A 17,313-nucleotide genomic window follows, 5' to 3' on the forward strand; every position below is an offset into this window, starting at 1 on the left:
ACTACTATTCTTATCTCTTTTTGGCAGCAATGCCCTGGGAGCGGAGGAGAATAACAGCCGCGTCCTGGTCAGCCTGGCTTCCAAAAGCAAGTCTGACGGTGCCTCCCTCGCCTTCCCTGACCCTTAGTATTTCAATATCATTAATGTTAATACCTGCATTACCCAGACAGGCAGTCAGTCCGGCAATTGCCCCCGGCCTGTCGGGCACGGTCACTGTAATTTCATACATCAGTGGCAGGTAACCCCTAATTCCTGAAGGAATATTCCTCCTGGTTTCTCCTGCCCTCCCAAAGCTCTCTGCCAGAGCGCTGTGATCACATGCTGCCACCATCACTCTGGTCTCTTTAAGTACCCTGCCAAACCGGTCAAGAACCTTTAGAATATTATCCCTGTTTGTAATACAGATATCCCGCCACATTAACGGGTGTCCTGAAGCGACCCTGGTGGTATCCCTGAAGCCTCCCGCCGCCAGCATCAACAGCCCCCTGTGTTCAAAATCCAGGTCTCCTGCAGTATTTACCAGCGCTGTGGCCACAATGTGAGGCAGATGGCTTACCGTGGCCACCATCAGGTCATGTTCGTCAGGGTCTATTTCAATCACCCTGGCGCCAATGGCGGCGGCCAGACGGCTTACCTTGGCGACTGCATCACGATCTGTGCTTTTGGTGGGTGTTAAAACATATACCGCATTCTCAAACAGATACCTGTCAGCGCCCTTAACACCACTAATCTCCGAACCGGTCATCGGATGTCCGCCGATAAAACAGGTTCCGGGAGGCATTAGTCTTTCTGCCTCCCTGACAATATCTGACTTGGTGCTGCCTACATCTGTAATGATACATCCCTGCTTAATCATTGGGGCAGCTTTCCTGATAATTTCAGTGGTAACCCCTACAGGAGTGGCCACAACTACCAAATCGGCATCACAAACTGCAGTTTCCAGACAGGAGACCCCTTCATGGATTGCTTCAGCCTCAACTGCAAGCTCCAGGTTTTGATTTTCATCAACACCGGTAACCCTGGCAGCCAGTCCCCGGCTCAAAACCGCCATCCCCAGTGAACCGCCGATGAGTCCCACACCTATAATGGTTATCTTATCAAATATTGGCTGCATGTTAAATCTCCCCATTACTTTTCTGTCAGTCACTTATTGTTAGATTGTTCTATCCATAATCTCTGCTACTTTTTTAATTTCATCCATCAGTTCACTAAAATTGTCCGGTGTCAGTGACTGCGGGCCGTCACAAAGAGCGCTGGCCGGGTCTGGGTGAACTTCTACCAGGAGTCCGTCGGCACCGGCAGCAATGGCTGCCCTGGCCATTGGGGTGACAAATCTCCACTTACCCAGGGCATGACTGGGGTCAACGATTACCGGCAGGTGTGACAGGTGCTTGGCTACCGGCACTGCGCTGAGGTCCAGGGTATTTCTGAGGTAAGTCTCAAAGGTCCTGATGCCCCTTTCACAGAGAATAACCCCATAGTTACCGCCTGCCATAATATACTCTGCAGCCATCAGCCACTCCTCAATTGTAGCTGACGGGCCGCGCTTCAAAACTACCGGTTTGTTGGCAGAGGATACTTCTTTAAGCAAAAAAAAGTTCTGCATATTTCTGGCCCCAATCTGTAGTATATCCGCATACTGGGATACCAGTTCAACTGTTCTGGGGTCTACCACCTCAGTCACAATTTTCAGGCCTGTTCTTTCCCTGGCTTCAGCCAGCATCTTCAGACCTTCTTCCTCCAGACCCTGAAAGGCATAAGGGGATGTCCGCGGCTTAAAGGCACCTCCCCGCAGCACTGTTGCCCCTGCCTTACGTACCTGTTCTGCAGTCGTCATCAGCTGTTCCTTGCTTTCCACCGCACAGGGTCCGGCCATGATTTGAATCTGTCCTCCCCCGAACTCAAGCTCCCCAACCCTGACTACAGAATCATGATGCCTGAATTCGCGGCTGACCAGCTTGTATGGCTGTAAAATAGGTACAACTTTTTCCACACCGGGCATAGCCTCAAGGGACACTTCATTTAATCTTGTCTTATCACCAATTGCTCCGATAATGATCCGCTCCACACCTTCCGAAAGATGTATCTGGAAACCAAGATTTTTTAGTCTTTTCAGGACTTCATCCACTTCATTTTTCTGAGTGCCGCTGTGCATAACAATAATCATATCAGTACCTCCATTATCTTTTCATGTAAATATAAGTATCTGCCATTTTAAAACCAAACATATAGAAACCGAACGAATAAATGAAATAAAAGGCACCCCTGAAAGAGGAGTGCCCCTGAGCTTCGCATAATGACCTCCCTTCCTACCGTTCTACCGATGTCTTTTGTTAACCACCACTCCTGCAATAAATCCTTCCTACCGTTACAACCATCCTGCTATTTTAACCATCCTGCAATTAAAACTACATTATTTATCGTATCATATTATATTTTGCCTGACAAGTTTTTTTCCCTCATAATTACACTTTCGCCCAACTGCTTCTGCGACCGGAACCAATTGACTCATAAGCTCAGAAAAATTAGCCATATTAAGGGACTGCCCGCCATCAGACAGGGCTTCAGCAGGACAGGGATGAACTTCAATAATCAGCCCATCAGCGCCTGCCGCCACAGCAGCCTTAGCCAGAGGAGCAACCATACCCCATTTCCCCGCGGCATGGCTGGGATCAACAATCACCGGGAGATGTGAAAGATGATGTGCCGCCGGTATCGCACTGATATCCAGAGTGTTCCTGGTATGTGTTTCGAAGGTTCTGATACCACGTTCACATAGAATTACATTTTTATTTCCTTCGGCCATGACGTATTCAGCAGCCATCAGCCATTCCTCAATAGTTGCCGCCAGGCCTCTCTTCAGCAGAACAGGCGTGCTGCCCCTTCCCACCTCTTTTAGCAGGACAAAGTTCTGCATATTCCTGCTGCCTATTTGAATAACATCTGCATAGCCGGCAACAAGTTCGACATCCCTGGTATCCATAACCTCGGTAACCACGGGAAGACCGGTCGTGCGTCTGGCTTCGGCAAGTATTTTCAGGCCTTCCTCGGCAAGCCCCTGAAAGGCATAGGGTGATGTCCGTGGTTTAAAGGCGCCTCCCCGGAGCATCTGGACCCCATAATTTTTGAGCTGAACTGCAGCTTTTATAAACAAGTCACGGTCCTCAACGGCACACGGTCCGGCAATGATTGCAAGCTGTTTTCCGCCAACACTGCTGTCACCTACAGTAATAATAGTGTCATCAGTTTTTTCTGTTCTGCTGGCCAGTTTATATCTCATTTCTATTTTACCTCCCGGAGACCGGTACTGTTCTCTGCTTCTAATAATAACGGTTCTTTCAGGGTTTTGACAAGCCTGAAAATGGCATCGTAAAATTCGGGCATACCGGCCTTTTCACCGATAGTTTTGACCAAAGCGCTGCCAACTATTACGGCATCACAGTATTGGGATACTGCGGCCACCTGTTGCGGTGTTGAAATACCAAATCCCACGGCAACAGGAACCGGGCTGGCGCTCCTTACAATCCCGGTAAATTCTTTCAGGTTCTCGGGGAGTCCTTTTCTTACCCCGGTAACGCCGGTAAGTGACACACAGTAAATAAACCCGGAACCGCCGGTGGTAATCTGTTTTATTCTTTCCGGGCCGCTGGTTGGGGCCACCAGAGGAATCAGGGAAATGCTCCGCAGAGTTAATTCCTGTTTCAAGTCACCGGACTCCTCCATGGGCAGGTCAGGTACTATAAACCCGTCAACACCTGAAACAGCAGCATCTGCAGCCACCTTTTCCAGGCCGTGGCGCAAAAGGGGATTATAATATGTCATCAGGATAATGGGAATATCGGTTTGCTGCCGCAGTTGGGCCACAGCCTCAAATATTTTTTTGAGACAGGTTCCTGACTGCAAAGCCCGCTGTGAGGCCTGTTGAATCACCGGTCCGTCGGCCAGCGGGTCTGAATAAGGAACCCCAAGTTCAATGATGTCAGCGCCTGCCTTTTCCAGGGTAAGGACAAGTTCCACAGTGGTTTGCAGGTCAGGATCCCCTGCGGTTATGAAGGTAACCAGGGCTTTCCTGTTTTCACCCCGGAGCTGCGCAAATTTTCGAGATATCCGATTCATTTATTTCACCTCCGGAATTCCGGAAACCGTATGCACATCCTTGTCGCCGCGGCCTGACAAATTGATAATCACAATGTCATCTGGCTGCATTTCCGGGATTGCCCTGAGACCATAGGCCAGGGCATGTGAACTCTCCAGGGCCGGGATGATGCCCTCAGTGCGGCACAGCACCCCAAAGGCCTCCAGGGCCTCGCTGTCGGTAACACTGGTATACCGGACCCGGCCTGTTTCCTTAAGATAGCTGTGTTCCGGGCCTACCCCGGGGTAATCCAGCCCTGCGGAAACTGAGTGGGCTTCCAGGATCTGCCCGTCCTCATCCTGAAGGATATAGCTGTAAGCGCCGTGGAGGACACCATGGGACCCCTTGGTAAGGGTAGCTGCATGGTAAGGAGTGTCCAGACCGTGGCCGGCCGCTTCCACTCCAACCAGCTGCACATCCCGGTCCTCCAGAAAGGGGTAGAATATCCCGATGGCATTACTCCCCCCGCCCACACAGGCCATGATACAGTCAGGAAGGCGGCCCTCCTTATGGAGCACCTGTTCCCGTGTCTCCTCACCGATTATCTTCTGGAAATTACGCACCATCATCGGATAAGGGTGGGGTCCGCCAACAGAACCCAGGACATAAAAAGTGTTCCTGACATTAGTGACCCAGTCACGAATAGCCTCATTCATGGCATCCTTGAGTGTGCGGCTTCCTGAAGCAACAGGCCTGACCTCTGCTCCCAGGAGCTTCATCCGGAAAACATTCAGTTCCTGTCTGCGGATATCCTCCTCACCCATAAAAACCACGCACTCGAGTCCGAACATTGCAGCAGCGGTCGCCGTAGCGACTCCGTGCTGCCCTGCACCGGTCTCGGCAATAACCCTTTTCTTGCCCATTCTCCTGGCCAGAAGTACCTGTCCGATGGTATTGTTGATCTTATGAGCGCCGGTGTGGTTCAGATCTTCCCGCTTCAGATATATTTTGGCGCCCCCGCAGTATGCAGTCAGTCTTTCGGCAAAATACAGCGGTGAAGGCCGGCCCACATACTCATTGAGATAATATCTGATTTCCTCCCTAAAGGAAGTATCATTAAGCGCTTCCTGATATGCCTTTTCCAGTTCTTCGAGAGCCGGCATCAGGGTTTCCGGGACATATTTCCCGCCAAAATCGCCGTAATGTCCTCTGTTATCAGGTAATCTATACATTTTTCAGCCCCCTAACGCTCGCTATAAATGCCTCTATTTTATGCAAATCCTTTTTCCCGCAGCTTTCCACTCCACTGCTGACATCTACTCCAAATGGCTTTGCCGCCCCGATAGCCCTGCAGACATTTTCCGGGGTCAGGCCTCCTGCCAGCAGAATTCTGCCATAAGCTGCCCCGCGCAGGGCCGTATTCCAGTCAAAAACCTTCCCTGTGCCGCCCGCTGCCCCGGGAACATAAGTATCCAGGACGAACATTTCCACACAATCTTGGAAACAGGCCATATCCTCCAGGGAATTGTCATCTTTAATCCTAATGCCCTTAATTACCGGGACAGATATCTCCCGGCATTGTTCAGGTGTTTCCCGGCCGTGAAGCTGAACCATGTCCAGCCCGCAAAATTCTGTAATCTCATTTATCAGTGAGTGGTCTTCATTAACAAAAACTCCGACTTTACTTACAGCTGAAGGGATTTCGTCGATAATCCCCCTGGCCTGTTCCGGAGTGACCCTTCTGGTACTTTCCGCAAAAACAAATCCCAGCAGGTCAGCGCCCTGTTCTGCTGCAAAGACGGCGCTTGTGACATCACTCAAACCACATATTTTTATAATCATATCATTGGGTTCCCCAGCAGCTGCCTTATTTTAGCAGCAATATCAGTTTCTCTCATCAAGGCTTCACCCACCAGCATGGCATGAATCCCATGCTCCTTTAGTCTGAGCACATCTTCTCTGGTATTAATCCCGCTTTCACTGATAACTGTTACTTCATTGTCAGTAATCATTTCTTTCAGCCTGAAGGTGGTTTCCAGGTCGGTTTTAAAGGTCTGCAGGTTCCGGTTGTTGATTCCTATCAACTTTACTTCCAAGCCCAGGGCTCTTTCCAGTTCGTGTTCGGTATGGACCTCAACCAGGCATTCAAGACCCAGAAAAACGGCGTATTCTATTAGTTCTGCTGCCTGCCCGTCAGTGAGAATTGCCATTATCAGCAGCACCGCATCAGCTCCCAGCAGTTTGGCCTCAAAAAGCTGATAGGGGTCTATCATAAAGTCTTTTCTGAGTAACGGCAGGTCTGTGGTCTTGCTGACATCACTAAGATAGTTCGGGCTGCCCTGGAAGAACTCACGGTCAGTCAGCACAGATATGGCGGAAGCTCCTGAAGCAGTGTATATCTGTGCAATCTCCAGGTGGTCAAAGCTGCTGCGAATCAGCCCTTTTGACGGTGAGGCTTTTTTGATTTCCGCAATCAGGGCCACCTCTCCATCCTTTCTCAATCCAGAGGCAAACTCTGCCTGCTGGCCATATTGTCCGGTCCCGTTTTGAATTAAAAGGCCGCACTTTACCTTAAGTTCAGCAAAAGGGACAAGCCGCTTCATTTCGTCCAGTTCAAGTTTTTTTTGAGCAACTATTCTATCAAGAATCACTGTCATCCTACCTTTGCTGTAGTCATATCCGTACCTGTAAATGAATTGCTGAATTCCTTCAGCTCATTAAGCTTTCTCAGGGCCGCCCCGGAGTCAATTATCATAGCAGCCTGTTGAATTCCTTCTGCAATTGACGGCACAGCGCCTGCAGCCAACAGGGCTACAGCTGAATTGAGCAGCACAATATCCCTCTTGGGACCGGTTTCGCCGCTCAGAATCCTAAGAGTGATGACAGCATTCTCCTCTGCTGTGCCACCCTTGAGATCCTCTATTGCAGCATAATTGATGCCATATTCTTTGGGATCGAGGTCATAGGTGACCACAGTCCCATCTCTGACTTCACTCACCCTGCTCGGCCCAATAATAGATATTTCATCAAGCCCTCCAGCGCCGTGAACCACAAATGCCGTTCTGGTGCCAAGATTGGCCAGAACACCAGCCATTACCTCGGTCAGGGCCGGGTCATAGACCCCAAGTATCTGTACCTGGGCTCCGGCCGGATTTGTCAGGGGCCCCAGGATATTGAAAACTGTCCTGATCCCGATTTCCCTCCTGGGACCGATGGCATATTTCATCGCCCCGTGGAGTGCAGGGGCAAACAGGAAACCGATTCCGGCCCGGTCGATACAATCCCCGGCCTGTTCCGGCGTCAGATTGATATTTATCCCCAGAGCTTCCAGCACATCAGCGCTCCCGCTCCGGCTGGAAACCGAGCGGTTGCCGTGCTTAGCCACCGGGATTCCGGCGCCTGCGATAACAAACGCCACCGTTGTGGAAATATTAAAGGTATGGGAACCGTCGCCACCGGTCCCACAGGTATCCACCACAAACGGATGTCCTGTCCTCACAGGGGTGGCCTTGTTGCGCATCACCCGTGCAAACCCGGTAATCTCGGCAACAGTTTCCCCCTTAATCCTGAGAGCCGTAATCAATGCAGCTATCTGGGCATCTGTGGCCTTTCCGCTCATAACCTCTTCCATCAGCACAACAGCCTCTTCCTCACTCAGGTTCTGACCATCGACAATCCGGTCAATTGCATTCTTAATCATCTCATCTCTCCTCCTCTAAGCTATACTCGACATAATTCCCTTATGTTGAAGATTCTGTGCCTTAGACCCTTATTTATGCCTTGGACCTGTTTTATTTTTTATTATGGGCTCTGGAAATGACCGTGGAATATGGTGAGGTATTGTATAAGATTTTCCTTGCCCTGCCTTGTTGCCGGAGAGTGGCAGCTTAGACTCATAGGCGGCAGGGCGGAAAATCGTTACAATAGCTCACCATATTCCATTCCCGGTCATTTCCCATAGCCCATATTGAGAAAATTCTTCAACAATGTCTTGCCATGCTCGGTAAGGATGGATTCGGGGTGGAACTGGACTCCCTCGACAATAAGCTCTTTGTGCCGCAGTCCCATAATCTCACCCTCTTCGGTCCAGGCGCTTATTTCAAAACATTCCGGAAGTGATTCCCGCTCCACAATCAGGGAATGATATCTGGTGGCAGTAAATGGTGAAGGCAGGCCGGCAAATACAGATTTCCCGTCATGATGAATAAGTGAGGTCTTTCCGTGCATCAGGTTTTCGGCCCTGATTACCCTGCCTCCGTATACCTGTCCGATTGACTGGTGCCCCAGGCAGACCCCGAGAATGGGAATCTTCCCGCCAAGCCGTTCAATTAACTCCAGGGATATTCCGGCTTCATTAGGGGTACAGGGCCCAGGTGAAATAACAATATGTCCCGGATTCAAATCCTCGATTTCGGCAACCGAGATTTTGTCATTGCGGTAAACCCTGATGTCCTCACCCAATTCACCCAGGTACTGCACCAGATTAAAGGTAAAGGAATCATAATTGTCTATCATTAATATCACTTCAGCCAACCTCCTCAAGAGTTAGTGTCTCCAGCAGAGCCATGGCTTTATTTATGGTTTCCTGATATTCCCTTTCCGGGTCGGAATCGGCAACAATTCCGGCCCCTGCCTGCACATAAGTCATTCCGTTGTGCACCAGGATGGTCCTGATGGTGATACAGGTATCCATGTTTCCTGTAAAACCAAAATACCCGATAGCCCCGGCATAAACTCCTCTGCGTACGGGTTCCAGTTCCTCAACTATCTCCATGGCCCGAATTTTGGGCGCTCCGGAAACAGTCCCGGCAGGGAAACAGGCTTTCAGGGCATCAAATACCGTCTTTCCGGGCAGCAGGCGTCCGCTGACAGTTGACACAATGTGCATCACGTGGGAATACCGTTGTACCTCCATAAAGCCATTTATATTAATACTACCATAATCGCAGACCTTCCCCAAGTCATTTCTGCCAAGGTCTACAAGCATGATGTGTTCAGCTTTTTCCTTCTCGTCTGCCAGCAGTTCGATCCCCAGTGTCTCATCTTCCGCTGCTGTCAAGCCCCTTGGTCTGGTACCGGCTATAGGACAGGTCTGTACTTGATCGTCTTCCACCCTGACCAGCATCTCCGGGGATGACCCGATGATAACCGTTTCCCCGAAGTTAAGATAATACATGTATGGCGCCGGGTTTATTGTCCGCAGAGCCCGGTAAATGTCAAAGGGGTCACTCCTGAGCGGTGTTTTCAGCCTCTGGGAAAGCACTACCTGAAAAACATCACCGGCCCGGATATATTCTTTGGCCTTTTCAACATGGTTCATAAATTCCTGTTTGGACATATTGGAATCAATTTCACCGGAGCTGCATTTCTTTGCCTGACATCTGCCGGTTTTTGCAGGTGCTTTGATGATATTCCGGACATCCCTGATTCTGTTAACGGCATCATTGTATGCAGCTTCAGGTGTTGCTCCCGGCTGGGTATTGCAGACTATTTTTATCTTGTGCCTGACGTGGTCAAATACCAGCACCAGGCGGGTAATCACAAAATTGCAATCAGGCAGGTCAAGGTCTTTAACCGTATCTTTGGGGAGATTTTCCAGGTGTCTGACCACATCGTAACCAAAGTAACCGACAGCTCCCCCGTAAAACCTGGGCAGCCCCTCAATTTTAGGCGCCTGGTAGCGGTCCATTATAAGCTTCAGGATATCCAGCGGGCCCCCGGTGAGCTTCGTCTGAGCGCCATTTTCCTCAACTATTCCGCAGCCATTTTCATACCGGTAAATCACCATAGGCTCCAGCCCTATAAATGAATACCTGGCGAGGTTTTCGCCACCCTCTACGCTTTCCAGCATATATGTATAATCCTCATGGCAGACCTTTTTAAAAATGGACACTGTTGTTTCCATATCAACAACCATTTCAGTATAAACGGGAATCAGGTTATATGTCTTACTTAGTTCCAGGTATTCATCACAGCAAGGATATATCATTATTAACGGTCCCCACCTTTCTCCTCCTGAAAAACGCAAAAAACCGGTACTCAAATGAGTACCGGTACATTAACTTTACCCAGCAAAACTCATCTCAGCTCATCTCAGCTCATCTTTTCATTTCTCTGCTCTGCTAAACTAAACCTTCTGATAAAGCAACTATTCTAATAAGCAACTGTTCTAAAACTGCTATTGTATACAATATATCACAGACAAATTTGTGGTGTCAATGGTTTTATTTCTCCATCAGGTCAGACCTCAGTGCTGCGGCCTCACCCAGGTACTGGTGCTTTATCTCCGCCTGGGTCTTAGTTGTATTAACATGCATCAGAACCCTTATCAGCCTGGGCATTCTACCGGGTACATCGATTTCCCTGGCACACAGCAGCGGCACCAGTGTCCACCCCATTCTCCTGGCCGCAGTGGCCGGAAATTCGGCATTCAGGTCCGGAGTAGTGGTTAAAAAAACACTGGCAATATCCTCGGTGTTTATCCCATTTTCCTCAACAATTCTCCTGAGAAGCTCCTCGGTCCCTCTAAATATTTCTTCAGCCGTATTCTCCCCAACCGCAATCGCTCCCCTAATACCGCGAACCAATTTCTCTCCCATAAATACCATCCTCCTTGATGCTTTGCTTTATTAATTACTACGACACAGCGCGATGTCCCAATCCGATCGATACCTCGTCCAAATGCAGGAGCCCGATACCAAAAAACACGGCGACAGTTATGTGGTCATTCTGATGGGCAATCCCTATTTTCCCGCCGACATTCAACCCGATAGCCTTTGGCATGATTTGGCTCAAGGCCTCCCTGGTAGCCCCGGCTACTGCCCCTTCATCGGTATGGGTATCTTTGATAACTCCCTCTCTCTTGGCAGCCACCACTGCTCTCTCTACGATCTTCTTAACTGAGGTAATAAATTCCCCGCCGTAATCAACGGCAGCGGTCTTTATCCCTTCGGTAGCATATCTCTTCTGCAGGGCCTTCTCTTCCTCCCTGCTTTCTGTAAGGGCCATTTTTATAGCCACTCCTGCAGTTTTTCTGCTCCCGGTATGGTTTGACACCTATAATTCCCCCTAATTAAAATACTCCCCGGAAGGGGAGTATTCTGGTTTCCCTTGATTCCCGAACTGCCTTGCTGCCTGTTTTATTACAATTATAATACATGGTTTTTTAAAATGCAATCAATCAGGCTTTTTTGCCGCCGGATACCCCTCCGGAAACAAGAAATGCCATCACATCGGCGCTGTCTGCATTTAGGGGCATAATCCGTTCTCTGGGCAAAACCAGCAGGTTTCCGGCAAAGTTATATGACTGGGGCAGGTAAACGGCAGCATAATCATTGAGCCCCAGGTTATCCAGACTTTCCTTTGTGATGAAACCGATCACCTTCACCGCGCCGTCTCCGGAAAGGCTGACTGCAACCGGTTTGTCAAAGCTCTTCTTGTCACCGACAAAAGCCCCGATTAGATCCTTGATGGAACCATACAGCAGTTTAACCAGCGGCAGCCTGGTAAACAGCCTTTCAACCAGTTCAAAGAGCTTTTTAGTGAAGATGTTTGAGGCCAAAAAGCCGATCAGGGTTATTATAGCAACAGTAACCAAAAAACCTAAACCGGGAATGGGAATCCTCAACAGTCCGTCAATTTTTTTGAACAGGACAAAAACTATGTACAGGGAAAGCGCCACCGGCATCAGGATAATCAAACCTTCAAAGAAGTATTTGGCAATGCGTTTCATTTCCGGTCAACTCCAGTCTCCTTTTAATTGGAACCCTGTTTCAGGGTCGAATAATTCATTACCCAGTATATAAACATTCCAATTACAGGCAGTGAGAATGCTGCTGCCCCCCACATCACCGGGGTTAGTCCCAACGCTGACCGTTTCAGGGTCCTGGCATCCTTGTAGACAATAATACTTAGCGCAACATGTGTCGCTGTCAAGATTAACAGCCATAAATAGAACAACACCACATAAAAACCTAATCTGGTCAAAACGGTATTTACCCCCTTTTCTGCAACAGGCTTTGATGAGATATTCAACGCCTGAGGCGGTTTTCCTGCCCGCTGTAATCTAAAGGAAGGTCCCCTCATCCTCCGGCAGCGTTAATGCCTGCCAGGAAACCCATACTGAAGGCTGCCTGCAGGTTGTAACCACCGGTATACCCGTCCACATCAACAACTTCCCCTGCCGGGAAAAGTCCTTTAATTAGTTTAGACTCCATAGTCTTGGGGTTTATCTCCTTAACCGAAATCCCTCCCGCGGTGACAATTGCCTCTGCAAGGGGCCGCAGACCCCTGATGTTCAATGTCAGCCCCTGTAAGAGTCTGACCAGTCCCAGTCTCTCTTCACGAGTTATCTGATGGACCGGCTTTTCCCCGGAAATCCCCGACAATTTTATGATAACCGGAATCAATGACTTTGGCAGCAGTTCTCCCAGAGAATTTTTGTACTGCTTTCGTAAAAGTCCGCTAAAATCCCGCTGTATTCTGGAGTCAAGCTGTTCCGGTGACAGGGCGGGTTTAAGGTTTATGGTGAGCGCAGCCCGGCCCCCTTTTTCCAGTAAACCGGCAGCAATCCTGCTGAGAGTCAGGATAACAGGTCCGGAGACTCCGAAATGGGTAAACAGCATCTCTCCAAATTCTGCGGCAGCTTTACCTCCTTCATAAACAACAGTAGCCTCAACGTTCTTCAAAGCAAGGCCCTGAAGCTCTTTAACCCATTCCTCTTCCGTTTCCAGAGGTATCAGCGATGGCTTAAGAGGTACTATAGTATGACCGAGCGCCGCAGCCATCCTGTAACCGTCCCCTGTGGAACCGGTGCCCGGATAGGAGGCGCCCCCCGCGGCCAGGATAACCGCATCACAACTCAGCAGGGAACCGTTCTTTAACTTGACTGCGGTTACCTGTTGATTCTCTGCCAAAATACCGGTGACACCTGCATTGTATCTGAATTCAACCCCTTTGGAGACACAGTAATTAACCAGGGTCTCCACTACATCCTGGGCCTTGTCAGAAACAGGGAATACCCTTCCACCCCGTTCCTCCTTTGTCGGCAAACCGTTTTCATTTAGAAAGGAAATCAAATCCCAGTTGCCGAACTTGGAGAAAGCGCTGTAAAGGAACTGCCCATTGCCCGGAATGTTTTTGATCAATTCCCTGATTTCATCGGTATTGGTGATATTACAACGGCCTTTTCCGGTTATCAGCAGTTTTCTGCCCGGCCGGTCGTTTTTTTCCAGGACAGTTACTTCTGCTCCGTTTGCAGCAGCCTGTCCTGCTGCCATCAAACCGGCAGCTCCTGCCCCGATAACTATTACCTTCATGATACACCATCCTTAGATTAACCATTTGACGATATATGGAGCCAGCAGAGCGGTTACCAGCCCGGTCAGCACTATGGCAGCGCCGCTCATGGAGCCTTCTGTTTCACCAATCTGGATGGCCCTGGAGGTTCCTCCGGCATGTGAGGCGGTACCTATTCCGATACCAACAGCTATCTTGCTCTTAATTCCCGCCAGTTTCATAACCTCAGCCCCGATAACGCCGCCGAAAATCCCGGTTATGGCTACAGCCATCACTATTATTTTATCGTTCCCGCCTAAAATACCGGTTATACCAATAGCGATAGGCATGGTGGTCGATTTAGCCGCAATTGAGAGGAGGGTTTCTTTGCCGGCCCCCAGCGCCTTAGCGATGAAAATCGTACTGACTATTGCAGTTATGCTGCCTGTAATGACTCCAACAGAAATGCCCTTCAAATTTGACTTGATGTTTGGCAGCTGCTTGTATAAAGGAACTCCTAAGGCCACCGTTGCCGGGCCCAGGAGAAAAGTTATCATATCCCCTCCCTGTGAATAGACGGCATAATCAATTTTGGCATAATGCAATATATAGATGACAATTACTGTAGCCAGGATCAGGGGATTAAAAAGAAAAAAATGGAATCTCCTGTATAGTCTATTCACAAGCAGGTAAACAACAAGGGTAACTGTTATCTGGATTAACGGTTCCCTAAGAAGGCTGTTTAACATTCTTCCGCCCCCTTTCACTGAATTCCACTGCTTTGGCGGTAACCACCATAACCAGTACAGTGCTTGCCAGCAGGCTCACCATGATGGCCAGCCATTCCTGTTTTATTCTGGGAAGGATTGTGATCAGCCCGACATTCAGCGGAATGAATAGGGCCATCATGTTGTCCAGCAGCAGCCCTGCCGCTTCTTCGACCTGGTCGAGTTTTATTATCCTGAGGACAAGGGCCAGGAACAGCAGCAGCAATCCTACGAGGTTGCCCGGCAGGATAAGATCAAAATACCTGGACAGGAATGTCCCGGTACTCTGCATTAGAAGTAAAATTACAAACCCTTCAAACAGTTTTATTGTCCTTTTCTTTTTATGTACGGCAGCCATTATCCGGTTAGTCCTCCTTTTCCAATATCAGGATTGATCAGTTGGTATACAAAAGTAGTCAGGAGACAGGAGACAGTAGTCAGGAGACAGTAGTTAGTAGTCAGAATTCAGTAGTTAGAAATTGACACTCCCCATGCCTAAAGGCAGGGGATTCTTGGGTGATTAAACCGAAGTCCATTTCTGGTATCGGAGTATAGCCCCAAGCTTAGGGCTGTGCCATCAGCCCGTCCCCGGGCAGAGCGTATTAGCTCCCGGGGCTGGCAGACTATCGCTTACGCTACACCGTCTACCACAGTTGCAGACATAATATTCATAGCCCCAACCCTATCCCGATGGGTTTTGTATCCGCAACCGCACTTATATTTAAGTAGTTTTGATTATTCCAAATAGCTACGGGTTTTTTGAGAACAGGCACTTTAATTTGCTTTTGGTCTTCGGGCTTCAATTTGCCATTTGTAAGAACAGCTTTTTTATACTTAGCAAAAACGCTTTTCGCATCTTGAATAGCCTGATTTTTAACTGCGCTGGGCAGGTTTGCGATTACATCTTTGCTTGTATATTTGAGATTCATATCCGCCTCAACGTAGTTAACAACGATTTGATTTACCAGACAAATATATGCTGCCGATGTTGTTTTAAGACGTTCAGCCTGTTCTTTGCCTGGCTCAAGTTTGATTTTTACGGTGATTTGCAATTTTTTATGGTTTTTTTGTGTCACACACAATTGGTTCACCTCCCCTCTATAGGAATATTATACCATATAGAACCTATGTTCGGGGAAAATATGTTCACCTTTTAAATAATATAGCAACTTTCGGGGCATTGAGCCCCTCGGTCGCTGTGCCTTATATCCCCATGGCTAAAGCCAGGGGCTTTACGGCACTTATGGTAACAGCTATACTTATGGTAACAGCTATACTTATGGTAACAGCTATAAGGAAAATTATAGAGAGTTTCGGGAATAAAATCAATGGTGTATTTAACGCCGGAGTTATTTGCATCCTAACCACTCTCCTGCCTCCCGTCTCCTGCCTCCTGACTCCACTCTCCTGCCTCCCGTCTCCCGTCTCCTGCCTCCCGTCTCCTGACTCCACTCTCCTGACTCCTGTCTCCTGACTCCTGACTCCTGCCTCCACTCTCCTGTCTCCTGTCTCCTGCCTCCTGTCTCCTGCCTCCTGTCTCCTGACTCCTGACTCCACTCTCCTGTCTCCCGTCTCCCGTCTCCTGACTCCTGCCTCCTGTCTCCTGACTCCCGTCTCCTTATAAAAAGTGAAATAATTTACATACTTGGGAAGGAAAAATATGAATTCTGACGAATACAAAAATTAAAAGTAAATATATTTTAGCGTCCAGAGTATTTTTAAAGTCCGGAGACGTTTTTTGAGTCCAGAGGCCAGCTTATTGCTGGCCTTTTAATTTTGGCGCCAGGCGTCTTCCGAGAGGAGGTTTATTTGGTGAAAAACTACCTGCAGTTAGCCCGTCACGAGGGCAACAGCGCCCTCTTTGACGTTGTCGAAATGACAGTCATTTCGTCCAAATGGGGGGTTCCCCTGCATCTTCATGCAGAAGGTCTCAGAGGGACCGGAAAAACAACTATTATGCGTGCAGCCAGGGATATCTTCCCACGGATAACCAGAATCAAGGGCTGCCTGTACAACTGTGATCCGCAAAGGCCTCACTGCCCAGCACACAGGGATCTTCACCCTGATGTCATTGCCCAGCTGGAAACCGAGGAAATTCCAATGCCATTTCTGGAAATTTCTCATTCCGCTAAGATAGGAACTATTGTCGGAAGTATTGACCTAGCCGGAATCACTGACAGAACAAACCCAACCGCAGCTATTCTGCCAGGCATCATTCCACAGGCACACCGGGGTATCATTTTCATTGATGAAATTAACAGGCTCGCTGACACTTCTCCTGAACTCACTGATGTCCTGCTTGATGTTATGGGTACCAAACCCGGCCGTGTCCAGATCGAGGAAACAGGACTTCCGGTTGTGGAGATTCCTGTTCAAGTCTCCGTCTGGGCTGCTTCCAACCCTGACGAGGAACCCGGTCCGCTTCAGGAAATCAGGCGTCAATTGGCCGACCGCTTTGATTTGGTAATTGATATGAAGCGGACCGATGACCCTGACGCAATTGCCAATATCCTTAAACAGGCCAGTCACGTCAGGATTCAGGAACCGGTTAACCCACTGGACATCCAGGCGCGGAATATCAGGGCCAGAAAAGAGCTTGAGGGTATTGCCAGAAAACATGCCGGACTTGACTTGCCTGACTTCCTTAGAAACTACATTGCCAGGCTTTATGTCAAGTATGATATCGAGAGCTTCCGGGCTATCGAAGCAATCCAGCATGCTGCCCTGTTAAACTGTGCCCTGAGACAGCGTGATACCGTACTGGTAAGTGATGTTATCACAGTGCTGCCCCTCGCCCTGCGCCACCGGGTTGACGTGGAAGTACTGACAAGAATAATGAATTCCACTCCCGGACATTCTTCAACTCCCGTGAATACGGTTTCCGCAAGCGCGGGCCGGGATGATGAAACCCTGGCAGTAACCGATTCTCCCGAACCTGTGCCGGTAAAAGAAAAACAATCTGCTGACGGTAAATCTCTGGTAAACAGGATGCTCAACACTCTCGGCTTAAAAAAGGACCACGATGAAATAAGCTTTGCTGCTGCAAACACTCAGTCGGACCTCCCGGAGGTTTCCGAAACTCCCGGTCATCCTCCGGACCTGAAACGGATAAGTGAAATCAATTTAAATGACCTCATTCGGACTGACAAAAACCTTAAGCCCTGATATGTACGTTAAATTTTAAAGAAGGTGTCT

The 17,313-nt window shown here is 49.0% G+C and carries 20 protein-coding genes; 1 reads left to right on the plus strand and 19 read right to left on the minus strand.

The window, feature by feature from the left end; genetic code table 11:
- Positions 1–10: 10 nt before the first annotated feature.
- From Ga0451573_RS00885 to Ga0451573_RS00975, 19 genes are all read right to left on the minus strand, one after another.
- Entirely contained in the window at positions 11–1,114 is a 1,104-nt protein-coding gene (locus Ga0451573_RS00885; RefSeq protein ID WP_231681977.1) for a prephenate dehydrogenase, read from the minus strand.
- A gap of 39 nt (positions 1,115–1,153) precedes the next feature.
- Positions 1,154–2,167: a 3-deoxy-7-phosphoheptulonate synthase gene (aroF, locus tag Ga0451573_RS00890; RefSeq protein ID WP_231681978.1), complete on the minus strand. Its 1,014-nt coding sequence runs from the start codon at positions 2,165–2,167 to the stop codon at positions 1,154–1,156.
- A 258-nt stretch (positions 2,168–2,425) separates the two neighbouring features.
- Complete coding sequence (gene aroF / locus Ga0451573_RS00895) at positions 2,426–3,280, minus strand: 3-deoxy-7-phosphoheptulonate synthase (RefSeq protein ID WP_231681979.1); 855 nt, start codon at positions 3,278–3,280, stop codon at positions 2,426–2,428.
- Between the two features lie 2 nt (positions 3,281–3,282).
- Positions 3,283–4,116: a tryptophan synthase subunit alpha gene (gene trpA / locus Ga0451573_RS00900; RefSeq protein WP_231681980.1), complete on the minus strand. Its 834-nt coding sequence runs from the start codon at positions 4,114–4,116 to the stop codon at positions 3,283–3,285.
- Complete coding sequence (gene trpB, locus Ga0451573_RS00905) at positions 4,117–5,307, minus strand: tryptophan synthase subunit beta (protein ID WP_231681981.1); 1,191 nt, start codon at positions 5,305–5,307, stop codon at positions 4,117–4,119.
- On the minus strand, positions 5,300–5,917 hold the full coding sequence (locus tag Ga0451573_RS00910) for a phosphoribosylanthranilate isomerase (RefSeq protein ID WP_231681982.1): 618 nt from the start codon (positions 5,915–5,917) through the stop codon (positions 5,300–5,302). The genes trpB and Ga0451573_RS00910 overlap by 8 nt, the downstream gene beginning before the upstream one ends.
- Positions 5,914–6,726: an indole-3-glycerol phosphate synthase TrpC gene (gene trpC, locus Ga0451573_RS00915; protein WP_231681983.1), complete on the minus strand. Its 813-nt coding sequence runs from the start codon at positions 6,724–6,726 to the stop codon at positions 5,914–5,916. Before trpC ends, Ga0451573_RS00910 begins: the two co-directional genes overlap by 4 nt.
- 2 nt (positions 6,727–6,728) lie before the next feature.
- Positions 6,729–7,775 (minus strand): anthranilate phosphoribosyltransferase, encoded by a 1,047-nt coding sequence (gene trpD / locus Ga0451573_RS00920; RefSeq protein ID WP_231681984.1) that lies wholly within the window; start codon positions 7,773–7,775, stop codon positions 6,729–6,731.
- Positions 7,776–8,023: 248 nt separating this feature from the next.
- Positions 8,024–8,599, minus strand: coding sequence for an aminodeoxychorismate/anthranilate synthase component II (pabA, locus tag Ga0451573_RS00925; RefSeq protein WP_231681985.1), 576 nt, complete (start codon positions 8,597–8,599; stop codon positions 8,024–8,026).
- Between the two features lies 1 nt (position 8,600).
- A complete protein-coding gene (trpE, locus tag Ga0451573_RS00930; protein WP_231681986.1) occupies positions 8,601–10,064 on the minus strand; it encodes an anthranilate synthase component I in 1,464 nt (487 codons plus the stop codon).
- Positions 10,065–10,299: 235 nt separating this feature from the next.
- The gene (gene aroH, locus Ga0451573_RS00935) at positions 10,300–10,674 is read right to left on the minus strand and encodes a chorismate mutase (RefSeq protein ID WP_231681987.1); all 375 of its coding nucleotides are present in this window, start codon (positions 10,672–10,674) and stop codon (positions 10,300–10,302) included.
- Between the two features lie 37 nt (positions 10,675–10,711).
- Positions 10,712–11,083: a HutP family protein gene (locus Ga0451573_RS00940; protein ID WP_231682283.1), complete on the minus strand. Its 372-nt coding sequence runs from the start codon at positions 11,081–11,083 to the stop codon at positions 10,712–10,714.
- 172 nt (positions 11,084–11,255) lie between these two features.
- The gene (locus Ga0451573_RS00945) at positions 11,256–11,807 is read right to left on the minus strand and encodes a DUF502 domain-containing protein (RefSeq protein ID WP_231681988.1); all 552 of its coding nucleotides are present in this window, start codon (positions 11,805–11,807) and stop codon (positions 11,256–11,258) included.
- Between the two features lie 23 nt (positions 11,808–11,830).
- Positions 11,831–12,061 (minus strand): hypothetical protein, encoded by a 231-nt coding sequence (locus tag Ga0451573_RS00950; RefSeq protein WP_231681989.1) that lies wholly within the window; start codon positions 12,059–12,061, stop codon positions 11,831–11,833.
- Positions 12,062–12,156: 95 nt separating this feature from the next.
- Positions 12,157–13,392: a BaiN/RdsA family NAD(P)/FAD-dependent oxidoreductase gene (locus Ga0451573_RS00955; protein WP_231681990.1), complete on the minus strand. Its 1,236-nt coding sequence runs from the start codon at positions 13,390–13,392 to the stop codon at positions 12,157–12,159.
- 12 nt (positions 13,393–13,404) lie between these two features.
- On the minus strand, positions 13,405–14,100 hold the full coding sequence (locus tag Ga0451573_RS00960) for an LrgB family protein (protein ID WP_231681991.1): 696 nt from the start codon (positions 14,098–14,100) through the stop codon (positions 13,405–13,407).
- Positions 14,081–14,476, minus strand: a complete 396-nt coding sequence (locus tag Ga0451573_RS00965) for a CidA/LrgA family protein (protein WP_231681992.1) — start codon at positions 14,474–14,476, stop codon at positions 14,081–14,083. The genes Ga0451573_RS00960 and Ga0451573_RS00965 overlap by 20 nt, the downstream gene beginning before the upstream one ends.
- Positions 14,477–14,786: 310 nt before the next feature.
- Positions 14,787–15,200, minus strand: coding sequence for a hypothetical protein (locus tag Ga0451573_RS00970; RefSeq protein ID WP_231681993.1), 414 nt, complete (start codon positions 15,198–15,200; stop codon positions 14,787–14,789).
- A 121-nt stretch (positions 15,201–15,321) separates the two neighbouring features.
- Entirely contained in the window at positions 15,322–15,675 is a 354-nt protein-coding gene (locus Ga0451573_RS00975) for a hypothetical protein (protein ID WP_231681994.1), read from the minus strand.
- A gap of 255 nt (positions 15,676–15,930) precedes the next feature.
- Here Ga0451573_RS00975 and Ga0451573_RS00980 point away from each other — a divergent pair, with 255 nt between their 5' ends.
- Entirely contained in the window at positions 15,931–17,283 is a 1,353-nt protein-coding gene (locus Ga0451573_RS00980) for a magnesium chelatase ATPase subunit I (RefSeq protein WP_231681995.1), read from the plus strand.
- Positions 17,284–17,313: the final 30 nt, after the last annotated feature.

The sequence above is a fragment of the Phosphitispora fastidiosa genome, assembly GCF_019008365.1.
Taxonomy (GTDB): domain Bacteria; phylum Bacillota; class Thermincolia; order Thermincolales; family UBA2595; genus Phosphitispora; species Phosphitispora fastidiosa.